Origin of the sequence: Cupriavidus sp. SW-Y-13 (assembly GCF_009793345.1) — a bacterium.
GTDB lineage: Bacteria > Pseudomonadota > Gammaproteobacteria > Burkholderiales > Burkholderiaceae > Cupriavidus.
The window spans coordinates 2,139,962-2,161,887 of the sequence record NZ_WHLX01000001.1; the positions used below are offsets into that span (position 1 = coordinate 2,139,962).

The window sequence follows — 21,926 nt, forward strand, 5'->3', positions numbered from 1 at the left end:
AGCGACGGCGAAGTTACGCGGCTCCACTTACCCACACTCCCCCACATACCCACAATTCGCGCACTTCGCGCAGCCATCCACCTTGTGCAATGCATGCGCACCACACTCCGGGCAACGCTTGCCGGTACCCAGTCCCGTAGCGGATGTGGCGGGGGATGATTGCGTTGGCCGCGCCAGGGTCACGGCAGTCTCCCCGCCGTCACGCCGCGCCAGCCTTGCGGCCAGCGCCTGAGCCGGCACCTGACCGCCTTCATCGTCCAGGAATCCACGCTTGATCAGGATGCGCTGCAGCGCGTAGCTCAAGGCAGCCACTTCGGAATCGTGGAAGCGCGGCACCTCGGTGCCGTCCTGGCGCACAAGCGACCCGTAGCGAACCGTGCCCTTGTCCCACACCACGTTTCGCATATCGGCCAATGCCTTGGCAATCGGGCCACCCGAACGGGCTACCATCGAGAGCAGGCGCATCGTCGAGGTAATCCACTGCTGGCCTTCGGACCGCTGTCCCGCCGGCATGAAGAACTCGATCGGCCGCTCGATCGTCACGGCCTGTCCATCGACGATGCCCGCGACGCGCATGAAGTTCACAGTCAGATAGACGGTCTTGTGCCCCTCGTATGTCAGGTATTCGACCTTGGATGTCACGCCTTCAAGGTCACCCAGCGGACGACTGCCGAACGGCCGCAACAGCGGGTCATCGTCCGTGGCCGGAGCGGCTGGCGTGACCGGCGCCACGGGCGTCACCGAGAGCACGGCACCCAGCACCTGGTTCGGCCGGTACGTGGCCAGCCCCTTGAGACCTGCCTTCCATGCTTCGACGTACAGATTGCGGAAAGCCTCGTAGGGATAGTCTTCCGGCACGTTCACCGTCTTGCTGATACTCGTATCGATATAAGGCTGCACGGCCTCCAGCATGCGCATATGATCGAGTGCCGACATCTGCAGCGCCGTGACGAAGCTCTCCGGCAGTTGCTCGACATCGCCGCCCATGTGCCGATACAGCCGCCATGCGTGATCGGCCACTTCGAACGTCCGGAAGCTGTCATCGGGCATGCGCTTGCGGCGGTTGTAGGTCCACGAAAACGCCGGTTCGATGCCATTCGACGCGTTGTCCGCGAACGCCAGCGTGATCGTGCCCGTCGGCGCAATCGACAACAGATGCGAGTTGCGCAACCCGTGTTCACCAATGGCATCGCGCACCGCTTCGGGCAACCGGCTGACGAAGCCTCCGCGCAGGTACTGGTTTGCATCGAACAGGGGGAATCGCCCCTTCTCGTCGGCCAGTTCCGCCGAGGCAAGGTAGGCGTTGTCGCGCATCGCCTCCGAGATCCGCCCTGCCATGTCGCGCGCGGCATTGGTGTCGTAGCGCAGGCCCAGCATGACCAGGGCGCTGCCCAGCCCCAGGAAACCGAGCCCGATGCGGCGTTTGGCCTGCGCCTCCGCCTCTTGCTCGACCAACGGCCAGTACGTGATGTCGAGCACGTTGTCGAGCATGCGCGTCGATACCCGCACCACCTCGGCAAACGCCTCGAAATCGAAATGTGCTTCGCCCGTGAGCGGCTGGCGAACGAAGCGCGTCAGATTGATCGATCCCAGACAGCAGCAGCCATACGACGGCAGCGGCTGTTCGGCGCACGGATTGGTGGCCTCGATCTGTTCGCAGTAATAGAGGTTGTTGTCGGCATTGATGCGCGACAGAAACAAGATGCCCGGCTCGGCATGATCGTAGGTGGCCTGCATGACCTGATCCCACAGCCGGCGGGCCGGCACGCGACGATACACCCACATGCCATCGTCGCGCCGGTATGCGCCGGCGTCGATGGCGTCCATGCCTGGTTCGGCTTCATGCACGAGCTCCACTTCCGCGTCGGCTTCCACCGCCTGCATGAATGCGTCCGTCACACCAATCGAGATATTGAAGTTGCTCAGGTCCCCACGGTCCTTGGCATGGATGAAGCTCTCGATGTCCGGGTGGTCGCAGCGCAGCACGCCCATCTGTGCACCGCGCCGCGCGCCGGCGGACTCCACCGTGGCGCAAGACGCGTCAAAGACTTTCATGAACGAGACCGGACCCGATGCACGCGAATGCGTGGCACGCACCAGCGCGCCACCCGGCCGGATCGAGGAGAAGTCATAACCGACACCGCCTCCGCGTCGCATTGTCTCGGCCGCCTGGGCCACGGCCGTATAGATGCTGGGCTTGCCGCCCCTGGATTCGGAAACCGAATCGCCCACGGGCTGTACAAAGCAGTTGATCAGCGTGGCCTGAATGCCGGTGCCGGCCGCCGAGTTGATTCGCCCCGCAGGTACGAAGCCGTTGTCTTGCGCCCAAAGGAATCGCGCTGCCCACGCTTCGCGGCGATCGGCAGGTTCCACCTCGGCCAGCGCCCGCGCCACGCGTCGACGGACATCGTCGATCGTCCGCTCCTCGCCCTTGGCGTACTTTTCCTGCAGCACTTCGATGGAGATTTCTTGCGGCACGAGTGCGCCGCGGAGGATCTGGTCGTTTGCGTTCATGCCCAACCTGTGTCGATGAGAATGTACCGGCTGAAATTCGCCGTCCGCCATGCTGCCAGCATGGCCACACACCACCCCGGTGTCAGATCAAAAGCCGCTCAAGAAAACATCGCATAACAACGAAATTCAGACCGCCGCTTCAGATTGAGTTAGAATGCCGGTCGGACGGGCCTCCTCGCATGGTGGCGCGGTCAACCTGGTCAGGTCGGGAACGAAGCAGCCACAGCCGTTTTCCACCAGTGCCGAGGGTCAGGCTCGTCCACCTCCCCCCTTTTTGTTCCTTATTCTGCCTAGATCCTACGGTAGATCAAGCACTTACAGCGGTGTGCGTGCCTTTCAGTGTGTCACTTGAGCAACCTCCGATGACCACTGATCCCATGAAAAAAGCCATTGGCGTCTACTCTCGCAGGGGTAGCAACATCTGGCAATGGAAGATTCGAGCACCCAAAGACCTCCGCCACTTGTATTCCTCCGACTGGGCTGAAAACTGCTCCCTCGGAACCCCCGACCTTAGGCAAGCCAACCTCAAGGCCACGCAGCTACGTGCCGATTGGCTCCGCACCTTTGACGAACAGCGGGCGACGCTGGCTCCGTTGATGGTGGAAACTGTCACGCCAGAAATGGCGCAAGTGATTGCACAGCAAGTCCTTCATGATGTGCTGGAGCAATCATCCGTGCGGGAAGACCTTCGACAGCGTAGGGCTATGTTCCGTACGCTGTACCGCTTGGGTATGACGGAGATGCAGCAGATAGGAGAGCGGATTGGCATCGGCTTTAACGAAGCAACTCCCGGCGCTGGCGAGGCAGTCCACCACTACATACATGAGCTTGCGACGCTGAATGCGCCACTGGCCTTGCGACCTCCTGCACCGACAAAAGAAGCAATCGAACTCATCAAGCCACGCCGCTTGCGCAATGTGTTCGATCGCTGGAAGGAATCATCAGACCGCAAGCCCGATTCGATCCGCGCGACAGAACGTGCTCTAAAGGCTTTCGAGACGCAGGCAGGCAACCCAACGCTTGCGGACATCACCCGTGATATGGGCGATGCCTTCAGGGCGTGGTTGCGACAGCAAGGCGGAGCATCCAAAACGCACCATGACAAGCTGACCGCCCTAAAAACGCTCCTCAACTATGCTGCCCGTGACCTTGAATGGTTAAAAAAGAATCCTTGGGAAGGACTGGATATCAAGCATAAGACGGAGAACAAGCGGGAACCTTGGACGCCTGAGCAAGTGAAGGCGCTTTTCAATCTGCCCCTGTTCACGCAGTACGAACTGCCCAAGCAACAGAACGCAGGCAAAGACGCGGGATACTGGATTCCCCTGCTCGGATTTTTCACCGGCTCCCGTGTCGGCGAACTCTGCCAGCTTCGCGCATCTGATGTGATAGAGCGCAATGGCGTGCCGTTCATAAGCATCAACGAGGTAGGCGAGGGATCGACAGTCAAGACGGACGCAAGCATACGCAACATTCCCTTGCACAGCGAACTTATCAGACTTGGATTCCTAGACTATGTGCGAGACGTTCGCAAGCGAGGCGCAGAACGCCTGTGGCCTGCACTTAAGCTAGGCGAAGACAAGCCGGGACGCCCCTTCTCCAACTGGTTCGGCACCTACCGCAAGACATCCCAGGTAGACGTACCTGACTTCCATAGCATCCGACATACGGTGCGATCTAGGATGAATCGGGCAAAGGTTCCCGTCGCCACTCAGGACAAAATCACCGGGCACGAAGTGCAAGGCAGTGTAGGCACCCGCGTGTACACGCACCTCGCAGATGACGAGCTACAAGAAGCCGTGGAAGCGATTCAGTACCCGGAGCTTTTGCTGCATCGAGTGTACGCACGCGGCTAGCCGCCCCGTCAATATTGGCAAACTGGACGCTGCAGGCCACGCTGCGTGGCCTGCATTCCCACAATCTGCTCGCAGACGTCCAACAGCCCCACCCCTAAGTTGTACCTCGTAGTCGTCACGATCACCGCCTCACTTCCATGCCCCCACGTTTCCGTCGGACACAGGATACTGAGATAAGAGCTATGGGAACTGTAGTTGCTGCGAAATCAGACGACGCATTGCACGTCGCAGTGGCTAAGCTGCTGAACCACGCCCAGAGTACTCATCACGCCCTACAGACCGAACTCGGCGCAGTACGGGTAGGAATTGACTCAGGCGAGAATGAAGTAGACCGATAATCGCACAGAATCCATCCGTCGCACTATTGACAGATGCGCCGAATTATGGTAAAATACTATTGTCGAGCGAATAGCTACGCAAGTAATTTATCATTATGCGCAAAATTCTTGCTCCCGTCAAGCCTTCTATCTACAGCACTATCTCAAAGGAACCCTATTGCCTACTAAGCATCACCCCCGTCAAACGCACTCCCTTGCGTTCTATCTTGCCGTCATCCGTTTGCTCATTGATGGCATTCGCGCCGGACTCACACACGCCAAGCTGGCAAGGCTACTGAACGACTCGCAGCTACCCGCCCCCAGCGGTGCCAATTGGACCGCGACCAGCGTGAAGCTCGCCCTGTACAAGTGCAAACACCCTGACGCTCATCCGTCAAAGATTTATCAAGCCATCTGCCGCCTCGTCTTTGTTGGCATGCTCTCGCGTGACGAAGGCCAAGTCTTAACCACGCCGCGAGGCTTCGAAATTCTGCTGTAAGCCTTACTGCTTGCATCGCACACCCTTGGCCTCTGGCACTCGCCAGTAGCCTACAGCCTCACCAGCGGCCCTCCGCCGCACTCTCAACCAATCCCAGCAGTGCAATCCCTCCCGACATCTTGTCCGGCATGGGCTTTTTGCGTCTGCCGAATCAAACCCGGAGTTATTCATGAACCAAGCAAACCTCTCTGCAAATGACCTTGCAGCAATCATCAAGTCTGATCTGTCAGGCTTTGACTCCACGCTGACCCCATCGGCCCTCTGCCGTCACTTCGAACGAGTCACGCAAAAACGCATCTCTTTCGCGGGACTGATCCTAGCCATGCTCCACGCGGGTTTTGCCGTGTTGCCCTCGGGCAAATCATTCCGGTTCCAGCCGATGTTTAACGCCACCAATTGAGAGAGAAAACAATGAGCATTGCAATCACTAAACCGGAGCCGCTGCCCACCGACCGATACGTCTCAATTGCTGAGCGTAAAGCATGGACCACCGCAATGTCGGTTTATGAAGCCAGCCTGCGCGAAGATTCCAAACCACCCGTGACGACGGAGCCTGAGGCCAGCTTCCGATATCTGACGGATGAGGAATACGACGAAATCAAGCGAAAGGATTGGGAAGAAGCCCAGCGGCGTCAGCGCGAACGCGACGAAGCTGCTCTGGCAGCAGCCAAGGCACGGCAGGAATTCCTAGATTCCGAGCCTGAGACGGCGACTGTCATTGCCTCGGACCCATTCACTTTCTTGACCGAATTCCAGCACAGGGTGAAGCAAGGCTATGGACTCTCGGAGGAAGGCATTGGCGCGTTCATGCCCTCGTACTACTGCGCCACCCTTACGAAGCCAGCAGCCCCGGCACGCAAGACGAAATAATCGCCTCCCTTCATTAGGCGAACCCTTTGGACGGTCCTTCGTGGGCCGTTCTTTTTTTGCTTAAGGACATACATGACAAAACACAACCGCCAGCGCGTCCAAACCGCGTCAGGCACGGAGTTGCTTCGGTGCTACGTCTACCTACCGGAATCGGTGTGGGACGACGTGTACACCCGCTCCACATCCTCAGGCGTCAGCGCCTCGCAATTCATCTGCAATCTCATTACCGCCCCCGTAGGCGCACAAGTTGAAAAGGACTTTCATGACAGCACAACCTCTCCTGTCGCTCGTTCGGAGTGACAACACCTCTACCACCACCCTTCCTGCCAAAGACGTTATCGGTCTCTATGCCGAGCACTTGATGAAGCTGTCATGGTGCATCGACGTTTCCAGCCATCCCATCAAAGCCTTACACGCAGACAGCAACTACAACGCCGCACCAGAAAACTTCAAGTACGAATTCCCATCGTGGGCACGTGCTAACAAAGTTCGTGTCGATACGGGCGAGTATCAGAAGTTTCTCAGTTCGCTTGTAGACCGGCTAATCCCGATGTTGCCTCGCGTTGTCGGCTCGTCCTTTCGCCCCATCCCTGAGAAGTTTTTCACCAATAGCGGCGCAACGTTCGCCAACACCTACGTACCGTTCCGTCCAACTGTGCCGGATGTCTTCGTGATGCCTGACATCCTGAGTGAGTACCTGGACCGCATATTCATGAATGACGAGGACAGGAAGCGCATAGTGGAATTCATGGCCGACATCATCCAGAACCCGGCGCGTCGCCCACAGTGGGCCGTCGTAATTACTGGCGCTCAAGGTACGGGAAAATCGTCGCTATTTCGTCTGGTGTCCGCTGCACTGGGCAATCGCCATACGTGGGAGCACAACGAATACACACCTGCGTTTAAGCAGTTCTCAGAAGTTCTGCCAGACAACCTGCTAGTGTCCTTTGATGACGCACCGGCAGACAACAAGAGCACGTATCACAAGCTCAAGCAAGCCATCACCCGAACATCAATGTCCGTTGAGTTGAAAGGCGTACAGAAGCCAGTACAACGTGACGTGTACGCCCGCATCATGATTTGCAGCAACAACCCGCGACCGCTACGAATTGAGGAAGGCGACAGGCGCCTGTACGTCTGCGAACCCTGCCAGCACACAGTCAGCCCGGAAGAGACTGCGGCGTTCTTTGTGCGATTCAATGACTGGCTAGACCACCCGGACACCCCGACCACCCTATTTCACTGGTTGAGCAAGGAAGACCTCAGAGATTTTGTGCACGGGTCTACAGTCAAAACCGCCACACATGCACAGATGGTCGGACTGAGCACAACCGTACTGGAAACGCATCTAAAGGACTACGTACAAGACTCGCAAATCTTCCACGGCAATCAACTGATGCAGTATCTGGACGAGCAGGGATGCCGCCGCCCGGACGGCGATTTGCTCAAGCTAAAGATGGCGGCGCTGAACTACCAGCAAGTGCGCCGTGCAGTTCCCGGTTGTGGCGAGACTCAACACTACCTGTGGCAGCCGATCCCAACCGGAAGGCGCGCCCGCGCGTTGAAACCAGACGAAGCAAAAGCGATTCAGGCGGTGCTGTCGCCAACGTACTGAACCGTTAATGCAGTGCTGATGCAACGCTAATGCAGCCTTAATGCAAAGCCAAGAAGTCGGCCATCCCTTGCTGGACAACGGTTTGCGGGAAACTCACGGCGTTAATGCAGCTAATGCACTGATGCGCGAACTCTCTATTACATACGAAGGCGACAGCCTGAGGATAGGCAACGCCATACAGGAGAACATGACAACTTTCGATTCAGCATTCGAGCGCAGTATTGCGCCAACACTTGAAGCCCTTGGCTTCGTCCGCAGCAATGACTACTTCCGTCTTGACGGCCAGCTACAGCAATTCCGAGACAAGACAGGCGCGACCTTCAGCGCCCGGCCTGACTGGCACCACGTCGAGCTAGACCTGTACGTCGAAACCAAAAGCGGGACGCTCAACTGCAAGACGACTGTTAAGACCGCCGCTAGCGCGGAAGCGCGTGCGCGTCGTGATTGCAGCCTACGCGGTCAGCCCTTCGGTACGTACCACATGTTGCAGAACCAATTCAGCCACAGCCGGTACAAGCAGGCCGCTGTGCAATCGGCGCTGACGCCCCAGAACATGATTGTGGTGTTTGCAGAACGGGTGCCCTATGCCACCATGATTGCCTACGCCAAGGTGGGACTAGTGGCGATTCACTTGGACGCCCTTCCTCAGTACCTGCAGTACATCCGGTTTGCCCGTCGTGGTCTGCCGGTGCAATGGAATCTCCCCTACCCCGAGGAAAGCGCCACTTTCGTGCTCTGACTCCGCCTGGACAACCCTGTGACAAAGGGCGATTGGTTAAGCAAACCTGCGCGTTCATTCTTCGTGAATTGATTCCCGAAGCGCCATCTTCCACCGTGAATCACCCCGAAACCCTTGTCACGTCTCAGCCAGAGACCGGAAAGCGGGTCACAACGCCCCCAATTTACGGGGGAAAATACGTTGAAAAACAACGATTTACCGCATTTTCCACGCACTTTTATCGCCCTCAAACCCGCCTAGCTACGTGAGATAAGCCCGCGAAAACGGCCTAAGGCTACGGAGCAACACAGTCATGCAGGCAACATCGATGCGGGGGCAACGATACCCGGCATGGCGGGTTCAAAACTTGTACCTTAAGGGCCACCAGCCACAGCTACGATTCACCTAGCTCAAAAGATAGTTGATCATTGTTATGATCCGGCTCATAATACAATCACTATCTTCTGAACCAAAAGCGAGCCATGTCCAACATCCTGTACACCCGCGTTAGTGACGTGTCGCAGTCGGTAGAGACCCAGCGCCAGACGATGCAACGTGACGGACTGAAGTTCGACAAGGAATTCTCGGATGAGGGGGTGTCGGGGGCCGTACTGGCTGCCAACCGCCCCGGGTTCGCTGCCCTGCTGTCGTATGTGCGTGAAGGCGACGTAGTACACGTCTATGCAGTTGATCGACTGGGACGGGATGCTATCGACGTACAAACCACTATCCGTGCGCTACTGGACAAGGGCGTACAGGTGGATGTCCGTGGTCTTGGCCTCATTGGCAAGGGCGTAGGTGAGCTTATCGTTGCCGTGCTGGCACAAGTAGCTGAGATGGAACGCAACCGCATCCGTGAGAGGACAGCGGCTGGCCGCGACACTGCAAAGGCTGCATTGGCTGCCACCGGCAAGACACATCGGGGAAAAGAATCGCTGGGCCGTCCCGTAAAGGCTGATGCTAAGGCTGTAGCTGCATGGCGGATGGAGAACGCTGCCAGCATTAGCGCCACGGCCAAGCACTTCGGACTGTCTGAGTCCACAATCAAACGGTACGTGCTGCTGTCTTCTGCTGCGTCCGCACCTGTGCAGAACTGGGCAAGCGTCTGAAGTGCTAGGACCGCTCTACAGCCTCGTAAAGCGTTCGAGAAGCCTTGACCCATCCTGGCCCTTGCGGCTCCCCTTTGAATATTTTAACGCTTACCACGTGGCGTTTTGGGGGAGTAGCCATGCGCTGAATGGCGCCGTGGACAATGGCTCCCCGCGCTGCCCGTTGATACATTTCTGACGGACGATTCAAAGAGCCCCCACCCCCTGCGAAATCGCCCCAAAAAATTTTCAAAAAATGTACCCGCTAGAAATGGGACTAGTCACTCCCCCGCACAGCCGCTGAAACCTCCCTGAGTCGTCGCAGGAGGAAATACCAGACGAGCGGCATCAGACCCAACAGCCCGAGCATCATTGCAGTGAAATAAGCAAAGAATTTCACTTCCCCCCGTGCCACCTCCGTGTGCAAATCCGTGATTCGCCCCTGTACACCCGGTATAGCACCCTCCCGGCTAAGCTTATAGAGCATCTCAGGGTCACAGATCAGGGACAGAGTTTCCCACTCGCCAGCCTTTCCTTCAGCCTTACCCTTCGCTACTTTCGCCACCCCTTCCGCTTCACACTCTGCGACAGCATTCCTAACGTCCCGCTCTAGCTTCCACTGATACGCATAGCCGACCGCGAGCGCGACCAGCGCACACCCCCAGCAGGCGAAAAGGAATTTCACTGATTTGCTCATGCTGTTGTTCTCTTGTTGACGTACGGTGCGCAGTGTCAGAGGGCTTCCTTGTTCTGGCTACCTGCCTGCTCCTGCTCCTGCCGTGTTCGAGCAAGGATAAGCGCGTCCAGCAGTGAACTTCGTCCGGTATCTTGCTCGCGCTGCTTCACTAGACTGTCGTAGCCCTTTTTCACTGCTTCGTCGTACTGGCGACGCAATGCCTCTGTTTCCTTCTGTAAGCACAGGTGTGCCAGCACGTACATGCCGATATGCCATAGCGCCCATTTCGGGTTTTCTAGTGCCACCTCGCTCCGAGTCGTAGCGCGGCCTGCCACTTCAATCTTGTCGTTGCCGTCATCACCACAGACGCCTTTTATGAATTTCCCACGCTGGCTAGGCTTCATCGCGGCACAGGTCTTGACCAGATCGAACGCCACTGATTCGCGGATGTCGTGGGCACAAACATTTCGAAGCTCAGAGAGCACGTCGCAATACGTTATCTCATGGCTCACAAGCATCCCAAGGGCAGCGGCTATGACAACCTTGCCCTTCCGCTTGTCGCTCATGTCCATATAGCTCACGGCGTCTGCAAGCGCATCGTAGCCCAACCTGTGGACTATCACGTGCCCCAATGCTGCCTCAAGCATGGCATGCAGCTTGATAACAAACGACCAATCATCCTCGTCCCGAAGCTTTTGGAAAAATCCGTTGGGTAGCTTCAGTTCCTCCTGAAGACGACCGACGATGTCTTCCACTTCCTCTTGGGCGATCATATGGACTCCTGTACGGATGTTTAGGCTGTTGTATTCTTGATCTGACTCGGCAACCACCTCCCCAGTAATATGCCAGACCTCGCCACTGTTGCAACCGTCCTGAGCAGCGTCAAGACCGCCACGGACATCGCCAAATTCCTCCGGGAGAGCGATCTATCACTTGAGAGAGCAGAGTTGAAGAGCAAGCTCGCGGACTTGATCGGCGCGCTGGCCGACACAAAAATCGAACTTGTAGAAGTCCAAGAGACGCTGGCCGCGAAAGACAAGAGAATCGCTGAGCTGGAAGAGGCGTTTCAAAGCAAAGACACCTTGGTGCGTTTTAGTGATGCATTCTACGAGGTGGGCGCGGACGGCAAGCCAACCGGCATCCCATACTGCTTGCGTTGCTGGGAGAGCGACCACCGGAAGCGCCAGTTGGTGGAGAAGACTTTCGACAAAAAAGTCTGCACTAGTTGTGGACACCTATATGCAAGTGGCAATGCCTACCCACTTTGACCGATAGGGATAACAACATATGAATCTCATCATTGCGGACGCCATTCGAAATCATAACTTTCTTGAGCTTCGATACCATGGGTATTCTCGCCTTGTGGAACCTCACGCGTATGGTCGAGACAAGGACGGTGATGAAATTTTGCGCTGCTATCAAGTTTCGGGGGGTAGCGAAAGCGGTGAGCGTGCAGGCTGGAAATTGCTAAAGGTAAGAGACGTCTACTCTTTGACATCGACTGCAGACAAATTCGCTACACGGCCAGAGTATCGCAGAGGCGATAAGGCAATTACTTACTTTTTCATCGAAATCTAGTATTGGCTCGCAGCAACATTAAAAACAACAGAGAGCATATGCCACTTATCGACATGGCGCTACGGGTTGCAAATTTCAAGAGTTTCGGCCCTACCCCACAAGGCTTCCCACGGATTGACAATATAAATATACTGGTAGGCCGAAACAACTCAGGAAAATCGGCACTAATAGACTTAGTCAGCCTAGTTGTAGAACGAAATCTCGTTGCCAACGAAATACAGTGGCACAACCGCAAGCCAACCATCGTCACAACCGAGACAACAATTTCTCCCGAAGAAATAAAATTTACCTTTCCGTCGAACCAATCCAATGACAGCATGGGAAACTACTATGCATATGGACGCCAGTTCGAAGGTAAGCGCCTAGTCGCACTGCTAGGACAAAATGACGCTCGAGAATTTAGCCGAATCCTAGACCTAGAATGTCCTGAACGAGATTATCGCGAGGAGGTGCAGCATGCTCATCGATTTCTCCAGGCGCTTGCGAATCGACCGGAGCGGAATCCATTGATCGGTCGAACTTTTATTAGGCTGAATGCCGAGCGTGACATCTCGCCGGAAACCGACTCCAACCAGAACATTCAATGGAATGGAACAGGCATAACATCGGCGATACAGAGGTATCTCAATAAGTCACACCTTCCTCGCGATCTCATTCGCGTCGAACTGCTCAACGCTCTTAATCGCATTTTCAACCCCGACACCAGCTTCGATGAGATTATTTGTCGCCAACAAGAGAATAACGCATGGGAAATATTTCTCGCCGAGCACAAAAAAGGGCTGATTGCACTCTCCCAGTCAGGTAGCGGGCTAAAGACGGTTATAGCGACACTTTGCTTTATTCACCTTGTTCCGCATATACTTGACAAATCGCTTGATACATTTATCATGGCATTTGAAGAGCTAGAAAATAATTTACACCCCGCACTTCAACGTCGTCTGCTCGACTATATCTACAAAAAATCAATCGAACATAACTTCCCGGTCTTCCTCACCACCCACTCCAGCATCGCGATTGATCTATTCAACAAGCGTCAAGAGTCGTCTATATACCATGTCACTCACGACGGCACCGAATCAAAATGTACTCGAGTGGAAGCATACGTCGCGCACAGAGGCATTCTGGATGACTTAGATATTCGCGCAAGTGATCTTCTACAGGCCAACGGGATTATCTGGGTCGAAGGACCATCAGACAGAGTTTACATCAACCATTGGATAAATTTATATTCTGATGGCGAATTAACAGAAGGCATTCACTATCAATGCGTTTTTTATGGGGGGCGCTTACTTTCCCATCTTTCCGCAGATGAAACGGATAGTGATACTGTAGAAGGCGTATCGATTCTGCGGGTCAATCGGAACGCGGCTGTCATCATCGATAGCGATAAGCGGACTGCCGATGATCCACTTAACGATACCAAGCAACGCATAATTAGTGAAGTAAAAAGTATGGGAGGAATTGCTTGGGTAACCTCTGGGAGAGAAATCGAAAATTGCGTACCGTTCTCATGCCTAAAAGCGTGGGCAGAAGGAAAGGAAATAAAGCTAAAGACACCGCCAGAGCGGTTTGTTTCGGTATTCGACTATCTTGACGCCCGAAAGAGTGGCTTCGGGAAAAAAATGTCGAAACAGAAGGCCGTGCTGGCAGAATCGTTCCGCGATTTCGTCACCAAAGACAATCTGACAGCGGACCCGGAATTGAATGCAAAGGTGTCTGAACTGTGCGCGGAGATACGAAAGTGGAATCAACTGCCGGAGCCAACCCCGCCCGAAGCGTAGGCATCTGTGCGCACTGCACTGCTTCGAGTCTGGAGGGATTATTACCGCGTCCGTCCTTCCAGACTTTGCCTCAGGCGTAGACTCAAAAGTTGTCCGGTATCTGGAACGCCTTCACTACTTTCCCGTCCCTATCGAAGTCCAATGCAGCGGACTGGGTGCCACTGAACAGATTGACGTTGACCCAAACATAACGCTGAGTGCCATCGTTACGAGCAACGACTTGATAAGGCGTGCCCATCAACGCCGCGACCTCCTTTTTGGTCATACCGTCTTTGACCTGCCGCGCATTATTCCAGTCGATCTTGCCGCTTCCTGCTGTGGCACAGCCTGTTAGCCAAACTGCTACAACCGCAACTACTACTGCTCGAATAAACTTGTTCATCAGTGAACCCGTGTGGTGTCAAAAAGGTAGGTAGGAAGATGCGTGCCTATGTCCGAGGCTCATAGCCCAGCTTTTTGCACATGATCACCGCCGACTGCGAGCTAACATCGTCGCCAAGGCCAGACACCGAGGCATACACGGGCTTCGCACCGCTGATCAACATGAACGCGTAAAACGGTTTGAACCCGACATAGCCGCCGTAGGAGTTCTTCGCATTTACCTCGCCACAGAATTTCGTCACCCCCTCCTCTTGCACCGCCATAACCCCGCGTAGTCTCACGCTGTCCGGGTCTTTAACTTGATCCTTGATTGCCTGTGTGATGGCTGCCATCTCCGCTTTCTTCGGCTGTCGTAGCCCTTGATCTGCGCCCAGCGCCGACAAAGAAGCTGCCGACAGTGCTACTGCCGCAGCCCACCTCCCAATCGGACCCATATTGCCCCTCATTTTAGTGATGAAATGGGCACCCTAGCATTCCGTCTAGATGTGGCAAACCCCCCACATGGCGTAGGCTTTTGTCTGTTAAACTCGGGATTGGTGTGTCACCTGAAGGCGTCACCTCACTAACCAATTATCTGGCAAGTGTTTGATTTACAAGGGAATAATTTCATGGGTGACAACGGTCAGGCTCGTCCCCCTTCTTGTTTTTCTTGTTTTTCTTGTTGTTCTTGCGGACTTCTCCGCGCCTTCCTGCTCATTCAGAATCTTCGCGCCATCGCATTGATGAAGCGCGAGCCCTTCTTTTCTCCCGCTGTTTGCTCCCCTCTCCCACTACGTGGGAGAGGGGTCGGGGGAGAGGGCAATGCGGTTCTGCTTGCCAACTTGTCGCAATTTGAACTGCTGGCCCTCTCCCCCAGCCCCTCTCCCGCTCGCGGGAGAGGGGAGCGAAAACAGAGTGGGCTAGAAACGTTGGCCTATTCTGCGCCCAATCCCCCTCAGAACAAACTCCCTTGCTGCGACGTGGAAATCGGGGCCGGAGAACGCGGTGCCATGCGTAGTTGCCCGGCATCGATCCACTCGCCGGCAGCGGTTGCCACGCCTGCCTCGATCCGCCTGTCCGGGAACATTGGCTGCACGGCGGCCACGTAGCGGGCCAACTGGGCGCCGTAGGCAGCGTGCTCCTGGGGCAAGAGCCGCAGCTTGTAGTCGATGATCACTACGCGGTCGTTGAATTCCACGAGCCGGTCGATACGCAGCAAGCGGCCACGGCCGTCGTACAGCTCCACTTCGTTGCGCGCCGACACCGCGTCACTCGGGAACAGCAACGGCCGCAAGCCCGGCGCCGCCAGCATCGTGCGCAGGTCCGCCAGCGCCGCCTCTGCCTGTTGCTGCCAGCGCTCGCGCGCCTGCGGCGCACCGGCACCCGCCAGCGGGAACCAGCGCATGATCGTTTCTACATCAGGCACTGCCGCGTGGGCGTCCGGATAGCGCGTCAGGCGCTCCAGCAAAGCGTGGACGAGTTCGCCATGCGCTGCGGCAGCGGCATCGAATACGATCTCTTCGGCATCCTCCTCGAGGGCATCGTCGAGAACCTCCTCTCCCGCACCGCGATACCGCAGCCGGAAGTCCGCATAGCGAATGCGTTCGCTGACCGGGGCGAGTGTATCCACGGCAGCGATATCGGCCTCGGGCCAGGCGCCCACCTCAGCGCCCACCCCTGCCGCCGCGAGCCGCACATACCAACTGCCCGCGATTTCGGCGCCCGCCTCCTCCTGTGCAGCCTTGCTCACGCGCCCTTTCACGCCGCTGACCAGCAGCCCCTGTTGCGCGCGAGTCATCGCCACGTAGAGCAAATTCCAGTTCTCGCGCTCGGCCAATGCGGCTTCCGCTTCGAACATCGGCGCGCGCGCCAGCCCGCGTTCGCTGCGCTTGCCGTAGGCCGAAAAATGCTGGGGCACGGCCGAGGCTGGCGGCCAGTCGACGAGGATGCCGCCCCGATCCGCGGCCGGATTACTGTGATTGGCGTCGAGCAGCACCACGAACGGCGCTTCGAGCCCCTTGGCCGCGTGGACGGTGAGGATATGCACGGCATCGAGCTGGCTGTCCCCGCTATCGTCGGGTTCGGCGTCGGTGTCTTCGGTGCCTTCGCCCATCCCGCCCTCGTCGGGGCTCTCGTCTTCCTCTCCCCGGCGAATTTCCTGCAATTCGTCGATGAACTTCGGCAGGCTCGGATATCGGCCGCCGTCGAGGTCGAGCGACAGCTTCAGGAACGCGTCGAGATTGGCCAGCACCTGCTCGCGGATGGCCGACGGCGCGGCTTCCGCATAGCGGCGGCGCACCTCGCCCTGGTGATAGATCCGGTCGATCAGGTCATGGACCGGCTTGTGCGGCGCCAGCGCTAGCCAGGCGCGCAACCGCTCTACCCCATCGCGCAGTGCATCGGACACCAACGCGGGCAGCCCCAGCGCCTCGATGCGCGCCCACCAGCCGCCCTCGCCTTCCTGCGCGGCCAGCATCATCAGGTCGTCGTCGGTAGCGCCGACAATCGGACTCTTGAGCACGTGAGCGAGATCGAGATCTGACTCCGGCGTCATCAGGAATGCCAGCAAGGCCGAGATGTCGAGCGCTTCCAGCGTGGTCAGCAGCCCGCCGCGCCGAGGGCTCAGGCACGGGATGCCGGCCTCGCGCAGCGCCCTTTCATAGTCGGGCAGATAGGTCTTGCGGCGCACCAGCAGATGCATGTCACGCCAGCCGGCGCGACGCTCCTTGTCGCCCTCGCGCACGGGCACTTGATCACGCAGGTAATGCAGCCACGCAGCCACGCGACGGCCCTCCTCCAGACGCAGCGAATCCCCCTGCTGGCGACGCGGCTGCGTCAGCGTATCGCGATGGCCGTCTTCGGCAGCATCTTCCTTGTCAGCATCGTCTTCCGCAGCGTCACCAGCTTCGACCAATGGCAACAGCCACACCGGTCCGCCCGGCTGCGTCAGCGCCGTGGTCTGCGTCTCGTAGAGCGGATAGCGGCCCTCGTTGCGGGCGTGGTCGAACACGGCGTTGACCCAATCCAGCACCTCGGGCCGATTGCGGCGCGTTCGGTTCGTGCGCAGCACGCCCGCGTGAAACGCCGCTTGCAGCATGTCGCGCGCCGCGTCGAACAGGCGCGCGTCGGCACGACGGAAGCGATAGATCGACTGCTTGGGATCGCCGACGAGAAACACGGTCGGTTTGTCGCCCAGTCCCTGATAGCCCGCCAGCCACCCCTGCAGGATGCGCCACTGCAGCGGATTGGTGTCCTGGAATTCGTCGAGCAACAGGTGCCGATAGCGCGCATCGAGCCGCACCTGCAGATAGGTGGCGGTTTCCTCGCTGGCCATCAGCTTTGCGGCCAGCCATTCGAGGTCCGCGAAATCCATCGCCCGCTGCTCGCCCTTATAGCGCTGGTAGCGATCCAGCAGCGCGTCGCCAAGCCGGTACAACGCGAGGTTGATGGCGAGCACTGCCGCCTCGCAGCGTCGCGCCCCGATCTCCTCGAGCCGCTCGCAGTGCACCGTCATGCAGGCCACCAGTTCATCGGCGCTGCCCTCGCTGCCGCACGCCTTGACCAGCGCACTCGTACGTTTCATCGAACGCGGCTTGCCGGCATCGGTGAAAAAGGCGCTGCGCAGCACGTTGAAGGCTTGCGTGGCCGCGTCACCGGCTCCGGCGCCTGCCTCGCGCCACGCGCGGATGGCTGCAATGCCCTCCGCGAGCCGGCCGGCATGGCCCTGCTCGGTTTTGCCGCCCCGCCCCAGCGTCTGCGCCAACTGCGCACATTCGTCGAGCCATTCGTCGTCGGCCAATGCCTCGACCAGGACATCGGACGTGGCATCCTCGCCCAGATCGTCCGCCAGAAGCCGTGCGGGATCGCCAGCCTCGCGGAACGCCATCCACTCGTTGCGGGCGTGGAACATGCGGTCGAGCAGCCCACGCGCCTGGAAATCGCCGATGGCATCGACCAGTTGCTCGTACGCTTCGCGCAGTTCGGCATGCTGCGGATGCGCCAGCGCGCGCCAGAACGGCGCCCACGCCTCGCGCTTCATGCGCAGCGCATCCTCGCGCAGCGACGCTCCGGGCACGATGCCCGACGAGAGCGGCGCGCCACGCAGCAGCGTGCCAAACCATCCGTGGAACGTATCAATGGCCATGCGGCCCGGCGATGCCAGCACCTGCGCATGCAGTTGACGCGCGCGTGGCAAGGCAGCACGCGCGGCGTCGGCGGTCAGTCCCCGCATTTCAAGTTGGCCCAGCACAGCCTCGTCGGTGCCGCTGGCGAGTTGCGACAGCACCTCCAGCAGACGCTCACGCATTTCCTCGGCAGCCTTGCGCGTGAACGTGATCGCCAGGATCTCGTGCGGCGCGGCGCCGGCCAGCAGCAGGCGCACGAGTCGCGCCACCAGCAGCCAGGTCTTGCCGCTGCCCGCGCAGGCTTCGACCACGACGGATCGCGCCGGATCGCAGGCCGCGCGCGTGAAATCGGCCTCGCCAACGGGTTCACCGTCGCGCAGATAGGCATGGATCGATGGGCTGGCGGTCATGACTGCAGGTCCGGCAAGGCGGTGGATTCCCAGAAGCCCTTGCGGCACAGGCCGCGGGCTTCGCAATACGTACAGGCGGCGGCATCGCCGAAGGCGGGTAGTTTGGCGCCCTGCCGCAGACGGCCCACGTCCCGCCGCAACTGGCGTTCGAGCCAGGTCACGGCGGCCTGGAACTCGGGCAGGTCGATTTCGCGTTGCGCGCCCGGCGTGCTATCCCTGCCGCCCTGCTTCACGCCTTCGAGCGACACCCAACTGCCGGCCACGGCATCCGCACGCAACAGCCCATAGAACGCGAGCTGGCAGTCTTCCTCGGCATCGCCCACCTTGCGCCGCAGGCGGCTGGCTGGCTGCGTCTTGTAGTCGAGCACGGCATGGGCGCCGTCCGGCCCCTTGTCCACGCGGTCGATCCGTCCGCCGAGCCGCAGCGGCATGCCATCGGGCATCGCCATGTCCACGCCGGCATCGAGTTCGCCAGCGCGCCAGTACCAGCCCATTTCCTCGCGAGCAGACTGCCACGCGACATAGGAAGGCAGCACCTCGCACCAGCGACGGTAGTAGCTAATGGCGTTGCCGTCCTCTGCCATTTGCTTGCCGAACACGGTATCCGAGATCTCGCGCAACCGCGTCAGCCGGCGCGCATCGTCGCGTTCACCGCTGGCGTGGACTTCCTCGTGGTACTGCAGCAGCACGCGGTGCAACAGGTTGCCGATGTCGCGCTTCTCAAGATCATCATTGAGCGTGTCCAGCCCAGCCAGCCCCAGCATGCGGCCGGCGAAGAACTGGTACGGACAGCGCCGCAGCATGTTGTACGCGGCCGCGCTCCAGCGTGCAGGCACGCGCTCGGGGGCCGATGGCGCTGGCATGTAGCCCGGCTGCGCGAAGGTGTCGAGCCACTGCGGCACGGCACTGGCTTCGATCGGCGCCCCGGCCCGCGCACAGCAGGCCGACAACCGCTCGATCCAGCCCGAAACGTGGTGCGGCTCGCCCCGGCCGCCGAAACGCTGCCACGTCAGCACCACGTCATCGTTGTTGAGCAGCACCTCGGCCAGATCCCGCGCCTGCTGCGCGAAACGCGCCTCGCGGTCTTCCAGGCCGAGTTCGCGGCGCATCTGGTTCGAAAAGAACATCAGCTCGGCGGCACGCGAGGGCAGTTGCGCATCGTCGCAGCCCACCACTACCACGCCCTCGAAGCGCCGCATGCGCGCACCGTTCAGCGGCAGGATCGTGATGCGCGCCTGGCTCTGCGCGCCGGGCTCCTTGTAGGCCACCGATTCGAGCAGCGCCGACAGCATCGCGCGGAACTCCTGCTGGTTCAGGGTAGCGTGGCCGCTGGTCTCGTCCTCTCCCAGTTCACCGAGCCGGGCCAGCGCGTCCAGCAACTGCTGCCCCGCATCATCGGCGGACAAGGCCGCACGCATGCCGAGCGTGTCGAGCATCGCATCGAGCCGTTCCAGCCAGACCGACAACGGCTGCTGGGCGTGGCCGCGCGGCCACTGCGCGGCTTCGTCCGCCAGCGTGGCGATCAGCGCTCTGGCGGCGGCGCGAATGTCGAGCATGGCGTCGCTGGCCTCCATGGTCTCGATATCGACAACGGTCTGGGAACCGGACTCCTCGGTGCGCTGGCGCTCCGCAAACAGATGCCGCAGACGTGACCAGCCGCCAGTGATCACATCCCGGCGAATCTGGCGCTCCAGCAGCGCGATAGCGGCGCCACGGTGGGCAGCATCCGGCAGGCAAAACGGGCTTTTGAGCAGATCGAGCAGCGCGGCCGTGTCGCCATCGCGTACAAGCACGTCGAACCAGCGCATCAGCGCAGCCGCCGCACGCGTGGTCGAGAGTTTCCAGCCGGTCTCGTCGCGCACAGGCGCGCCGGCACGCGTCAGCAGCGCGCGCGTGCGCCGCGCCACGACCCGGTCGTGCGCCACCAGCGCCACGTGCTTGCGGCCTTCGTTGAGCCATTGAACGAGCTGGTCGGCCGCCGCCGCCGCCTCGTCCTCGAACCGTGCGCTGCCGATGACGCGCACGCGCGGTCGCTTCGCAGGCAGGCTTTGCGGCAAGACGGGGGGCGGCGCGGCGCTGGATTCCGCATCCCATTCCTCCACATCCTCGCCGGAATCATGCGCGCGGCATGCCTCGGGCCACAGCGCCAGCAACGTGCGATACCAGGCCCCCTCTCCCGCCCCGTCCGGGTCATCGCCCTCGGCCGCACCGGTCCAGTCATAGCCGATCTCGATGGTCGGCATGACTTCGCCCGCCTGACGCAGGAACGCGGCTTCGATAGGCTCCGGTGGCGTCGGACCGATCCACAGTACCGGCCCGGGCACCATCATCGCTAGACGCTGCAGCGCGCGACGGCGTGCAGGCAGTGGATCCTCCGGACCGGACAGCATCTGCCAGAACGCCAGCACGATCTGTGCTTCCTGGCCGAGAAACCGCTCGGTCAGGTGCGCGTAGGTACGTTGCAGCGCGCCTTGCAGCAGAGCCGCACGGTCATCGCCGTCGATATCGTCATCCTCGCGAATCGCGGCGTCCTCCAGCCAGCGTGCGCTCAATTCGTCGCTGATCGACAGCAGCGTCTGCGCCAACCCCCAGGCCGCACCCTCGGTCTGCGCGCCGAACGCTTCGCGCAACCAATCTTGCGCGCGGATGGCCTGCTGCACGGCCAGCAGCCTGGCTGCGTGGCTGCGTGCCGGCACCGGTTCGCTTTCGAGATCGGGAGGCAGGTCGAGGAGCCAATGGCCAAGCGTCAGCACGCGCGGTAGCAGACGGGGCTGCCCGGCGGCGCGCGCGGCGGCGTCCAGGGCCTGGCGCACGCCGGGAATCTGGGCGGCGGTGGGTACGACCACGTGCGCATCCGCCGCGGACGGCCCGCAGCGGTCAAGGAAATACCACGCAGCCGTGGCGGCCTGTTCCAGGAACGAAGGGCCGGGGGGAAAAGAAAGCCGGGTCATGGATGAAGGGGGCGCGGCTGCGCGACCGCGGGGCGACCCGGCGCCCCACGGCCATGCAGCGAATATTAGTTGTCGTCTCCGCCGTGCTCCAGGCGGGCACGGAGCTCGCGAGCGGTCTCCAACAACCCCTCGTAGCCCGAGCGGGCATGTTCGGGCAGGTCGGGGTCGCCGATCAGCGTGCCGAGCGTTTCCATTACGCTGTAGACCAGCCCCTTGGCGGCGCCGGTGGCGATGCTGTCGGATTCGACGGCGGTGGAAAGATGCGCCAGCGCGTCGCTCAACTGATCAGCGTCCGGAGCCTGCTGCGGGCTGGCCTGGGTGTCTGGTGTTTCGGGCTTGCTGGGTTCGGGCGTCATGATGATGGCCTTGGTCGGAGTGTGTGGAAAGTCCGCGTCAGTCATTCTACGCGTGCCGGAATGCCCCCTGAGGTGCATTCTAGATCATGCCAGCGAACCCGCCCTGCTGCTGCGCAGCACACAATAACTCCAATAGGGGATGCCGATAGCGTGCATCTCTCGGGCCCATTGAAACTATTATCGGCAGGGAGCGCTGCAGTGCGCTTGAATTCC

General features: G+C 59.7%; 17 protein-coding genes and 1 other RNA gene. 10 read left to right on the top strand and 8 right to left on the bottom strand.

Going from position 1 to position 21,926, the window contains the following annotated elements:
• Positions 1-27: 27 nt before the first annotated feature.
• Positions 28-2,514 carry an adenosylcobalamin-dependent ribonucleoside-diphosphate reductase gene (locus GA566_RS09505; RefSeq protein WP_160472600.1) on the bottom strand — a complete coding sequence of 829 codons (2,487 nt, stop codon included), beginning with the start codon at positions 2,512-2,514 and terminating at the stop codon, positions 28-30.
• A gap of 164 nt (positions 2,515-2,678) precedes the next feature.
• On the opposite strand from GA566_RS09505, the gene ffs reads away from it, so the two are divergent.
• From ffs to GA566_RS09545, 8 genes are all read left to right on the top strand, one after another.
• Positions 2,679-2,777, top strand: an RNA gene (ffs, locus tag GA566_RS09510) — signal recognition particle sRNA small type.
• A 99-nt stretch (positions 2,778-2,876) separates the two neighbouring features.
• The gene (locus GA566_RS09515; RefSeq protein WP_160472601.1) at positions 2,877-4,370 is read left to right on the top strand and encodes a site-specific integrase; all 1,494 of its coding nucleotides are present in this window, start codon (positions 2,877-2,879) and stop codon (positions 4,368-4,370) included.
• A gap of 495 nt (positions 4,371-4,865) precedes the next feature.
• Positions 4,866-5,186 carry a hypothetical protein gene (locus GA566_RS09520; RefSeq protein ID WP_160472602.1) on the top strand — a complete coding sequence of 107 codons (321 nt, stop codon included), beginning with the start codon at positions 4,866-4,868 and terminating at the stop codon, positions 5,184-5,186.
• A gap of 169 nt (positions 5,187-5,355) precedes the next feature.
• On the top strand, positions 5,356-5,586 hold the full coding sequence (locus tag GA566_RS09525) for a hypothetical protein (protein WP_160472603.1): 231 nt from the start codon (positions 5,356-5,358) through the stop codon (positions 5,584-5,586).
• Positions 5,587-5,597: 11 nt separating this feature from the next.
• Positions 5,598-6,056 (top strand): hypothetical protein, encoded by a 459-nt coding sequence (locus tag GA566_RS09530; protein WP_160472604.1) that lies wholly within the window; start codon positions 5,598-5,600, stop codon positions 6,054-6,056.
• A gap of 262 nt (positions 6,057-6,318) precedes the next feature.
• Positions 6,319-7,671, top strand: a complete 1,353-nt coding sequence (locus tag GA566_RS09535) for a primase-helicase family protein (protein ID WP_160472605.1) — start codon at positions 6,319-6,321, stop codon at positions 7,669-7,671.
• 40 nt (positions 7,672-7,711) lie between these two features.
• Positions 7,712-8,410, top strand: coding sequence for a hypothetical protein (locus GA566_RS09540; protein WP_160472606.1), 699 nt, complete (start codon positions 7,712-7,714; stop codon positions 8,408-8,410).
• A 461-nt stretch (positions 8,411-8,871) separates the two neighbouring features.
• Positions 8,872-9,498, top strand: a complete 627-nt coding sequence (locus GA566_RS09545) for a recombinase family protein (RefSeq protein WP_160472607.1) — start codon at positions 8,872-8,874, stop codon at positions 9,496-9,498.
• Positions 9,499-9,754: 256 nt separating this feature from the next.
• Here GA566_RS09545 and GA566_RS09550 read toward each other — a convergent pair whose 3' ends face one another.
• Both GA566_RS09550 and GA566_RS09555 read right to left on the bottom strand, forming a co-directional pair.
• Positions 9,755-10,174: a hypothetical protein gene (locus GA566_RS09550; protein WP_160472608.1), complete on the bottom strand. Its 420-nt coding sequence runs from the start codon at positions 10,172-10,174 to the stop codon at positions 9,755-9,757.
• Between the two features lie 35 nt (positions 10,175-10,209).
• Positions 10,210-10,926 (bottom strand): hypothetical protein, encoded by a 717-nt coding sequence (locus tag GA566_RS09555; RefSeq protein WP_160472609.1) that lies wholly within the window; start codon positions 10,924-10,926, stop codon positions 10,210-10,212.
• A gap of 69 nt (positions 10,927-10,995) precedes the next feature.
• On the opposite strand from GA566_RS09555, the gene GA566_RS09560 reads away from it, so the two are divergent.
• Both GA566_RS09560 and GA566_RS09565 read left to right on the top strand, forming a co-directional pair.
• Positions 10,996-11,421: a hypothetical protein gene (locus tag GA566_RS09560; RefSeq protein WP_160472610.1), complete on the top strand. Its 426-nt coding sequence runs from the start codon at positions 10,996-10,998 to the stop codon at positions 11,419-11,421.
• A 348-nt stretch (positions 11,422-11,769) separates the two neighbouring features.
• Positions 11,770-13,512, top strand: a complete 1,743-nt coding sequence (locus GA566_RS09565) for an ATP-dependent endonuclease (RefSeq protein WP_160472611.1) — start codon at positions 11,770-11,772, stop codon at positions 13,510-13,512.
• Between the two features lie 82 nt (positions 13,513-13,594).
• Here GA566_RS09565 and bamE read toward each other — a convergent pair whose 3' ends face one another.
• From bamE to GA566_RS09590, 5 genes are all read right to left on the bottom strand, one after another.
• Complete coding sequence (gene bamE / locus GA566_RS09570; RefSeq protein ID WP_160472612.1) at positions 13,595-13,894, bottom strand: outer membrane protein assembly factor BamE; 300 nt, start codon at positions 13,892-13,894, stop codon at positions 13,595-13,597.
• 46 nt (positions 13,895-13,940) lie between these two features.
• Positions 13,941-14,225, bottom strand: a complete 285-nt coding sequence (locus tag GA566_RS09575) for a hypothetical protein (RefSeq protein ID WP_160472613.1) — start codon at positions 14,223-14,225, stop codon at positions 13,941-13,943.
• A gap of 602 nt (positions 14,226-14,827) precedes the next feature.
• Positions 14,828-18,406 (bottom strand): exodeoxyribonuclease V subunit beta, encoded by a 3,579-nt coding sequence (locus GA566_RS09580; protein WP_160472614.1) that lies wholly within the window; start codon positions 18,404-18,406, stop codon positions 14,828-14,830.
• A complete protein-coding gene (locus tag GA566_RS09585) occupies positions 18,403-21,357 on the bottom strand; it encodes a PD-(D/E)XK nuclease family protein (RefSeq protein WP_160472615.1) in 2,955 nt (984 codons plus the stop codon). The genes GA566_RS09580 and GA566_RS09585 overlap by 4 nt, the downstream gene beginning before the upstream one ends.
• Before the next feature lie 65 nt (positions 21,358-21,422).
• Positions 21,423-21,713 (bottom strand): hypothetical protein, encoded by a 291-nt coding sequence (locus tag GA566_RS09590; RefSeq protein ID WP_171020436.1) that lies wholly within the window; start codon positions 21,711-21,713, stop codon positions 21,423-21,425.
• Positions 21,714-21,926 lie beyond the last annotated feature (213 nt).

What these genes read in the sequence shown, in the direction of transcription:
- GA566_RS09505 (WP_160472600.1), bottom strand. Translation starts at nt 2,514, where the DNA reads ATGAACGCAAACGACCAGATCCTCCGCGGCGCACTCGTGCCGCAAGAA.
- GA566_RS09515 (WP_160472601.1), top strand. Translation starts at nt 2,877, where the DNA reads ATGACCACTGATCCCATGAAAAAAGCCATTGGCGTCTACTCTCGCAGG.
- GA566_RS09525 (WP_160472603.1), top strand. Translation starts at nt 5,356, where the DNA reads ATGAACCAAGCAAACCTCTCTGCAAATGACCTTGCAGCAATCATCAAG.
- GA566_RS09530 (WP_160472604.1), top strand. Translation starts at nt 5,598, where the DNA reads ATGAGCATTGCAATCACTAAACCGGAGCCGCTGCCCACCGACCGATAC.
- GA566_RS09535 (WP_160472605.1), top strand. Translation starts at nt 6,319, where the DNA reads ATGACAGCACAACCTCTCCTGTCGCTCGTTCGGAGTGACAACACCTCT.
- GA566_RS09540 (WP_160472606.1), top strand. Translation starts at nt 7,712, where the DNA reads ATGCAAAGCCAAGAAGTCGGCCATCCCTTGCTGGACAACGGTTTGCGG.
- GA566_RS09545 (WP_160472607.1), top strand. Translation starts at nt 8,872, where the DNA reads ATGTCCAACATCCTGTACACCCGCGTTAGTGACGTGTCGCAGTCGGTA.
- GA566_RS09550 (WP_160472608.1), bottom strand. Translation starts at nt 10,174, where the DNA reads ATGAGCAAATCAGTGAAATTCCTTTTCGCCTGCTGGGGGTGTGCGCTG.
- GA566_RS09555 (WP_160472609.1), bottom strand. Translation starts at nt 10,926, where the DNA reads ATGATCGCCCAAGAGGAAGTGGAAGACATCGTCGGTCGTCTTCAGGAG.
- GA566_RS09560 (WP_160472610.1), top strand. Translation starts at nt 10,996, where the DNA reads ATGCCAGACCTCGCCACTGTTGCAACCGTCCTGAGCAGCGTCAAGACC.
- GA566_RS09565 (WP_160472611.1), top strand. Translation starts at nt 11,770, where the DNA reads ATGCCACTTATCGACATGGCGCTACGGGTTGCAAATTTCAAGAGTTTC.
- bamE (WP_160472612.1), bottom strand. Translation starts at nt 13,894, where the DNA reads ATGAACAAGTTTATTCGAGCAGTAGTAGTTGCGGTTGTAGCAGTTTGG.
- GA566_RS09575 (WP_160472613.1), bottom strand. Translation starts at nt 14,225, where the DNA reads ATGGCAGCCATCACACAGGCAATCAAGGATCAAGTTAAAGACCCGGAC.
- GA566_RS09580 (WP_160472614.1), bottom strand. Translation starts at nt 18,406, where the DNA reads ATGACCGCCAGCCCATCGATCCATGCCTATCTGCGCGACGGTGAACCC.
- GA566_RS09585 (WP_160472615.1), bottom strand. Translation starts at nt 21,357, where the DNA reads ATGACCCGGCTTTCTTTTCCCCCCGGCCCTTCGTTCCTGGAACAGGCC.
- GA566_RS09590 (WP_171020436.1), bottom strand. Translation starts at nt 21,713, where the DNA reads ATGACGCCCGAACCCAGCAAGCCCGAAACACCAGACACCCAGGCCAGC.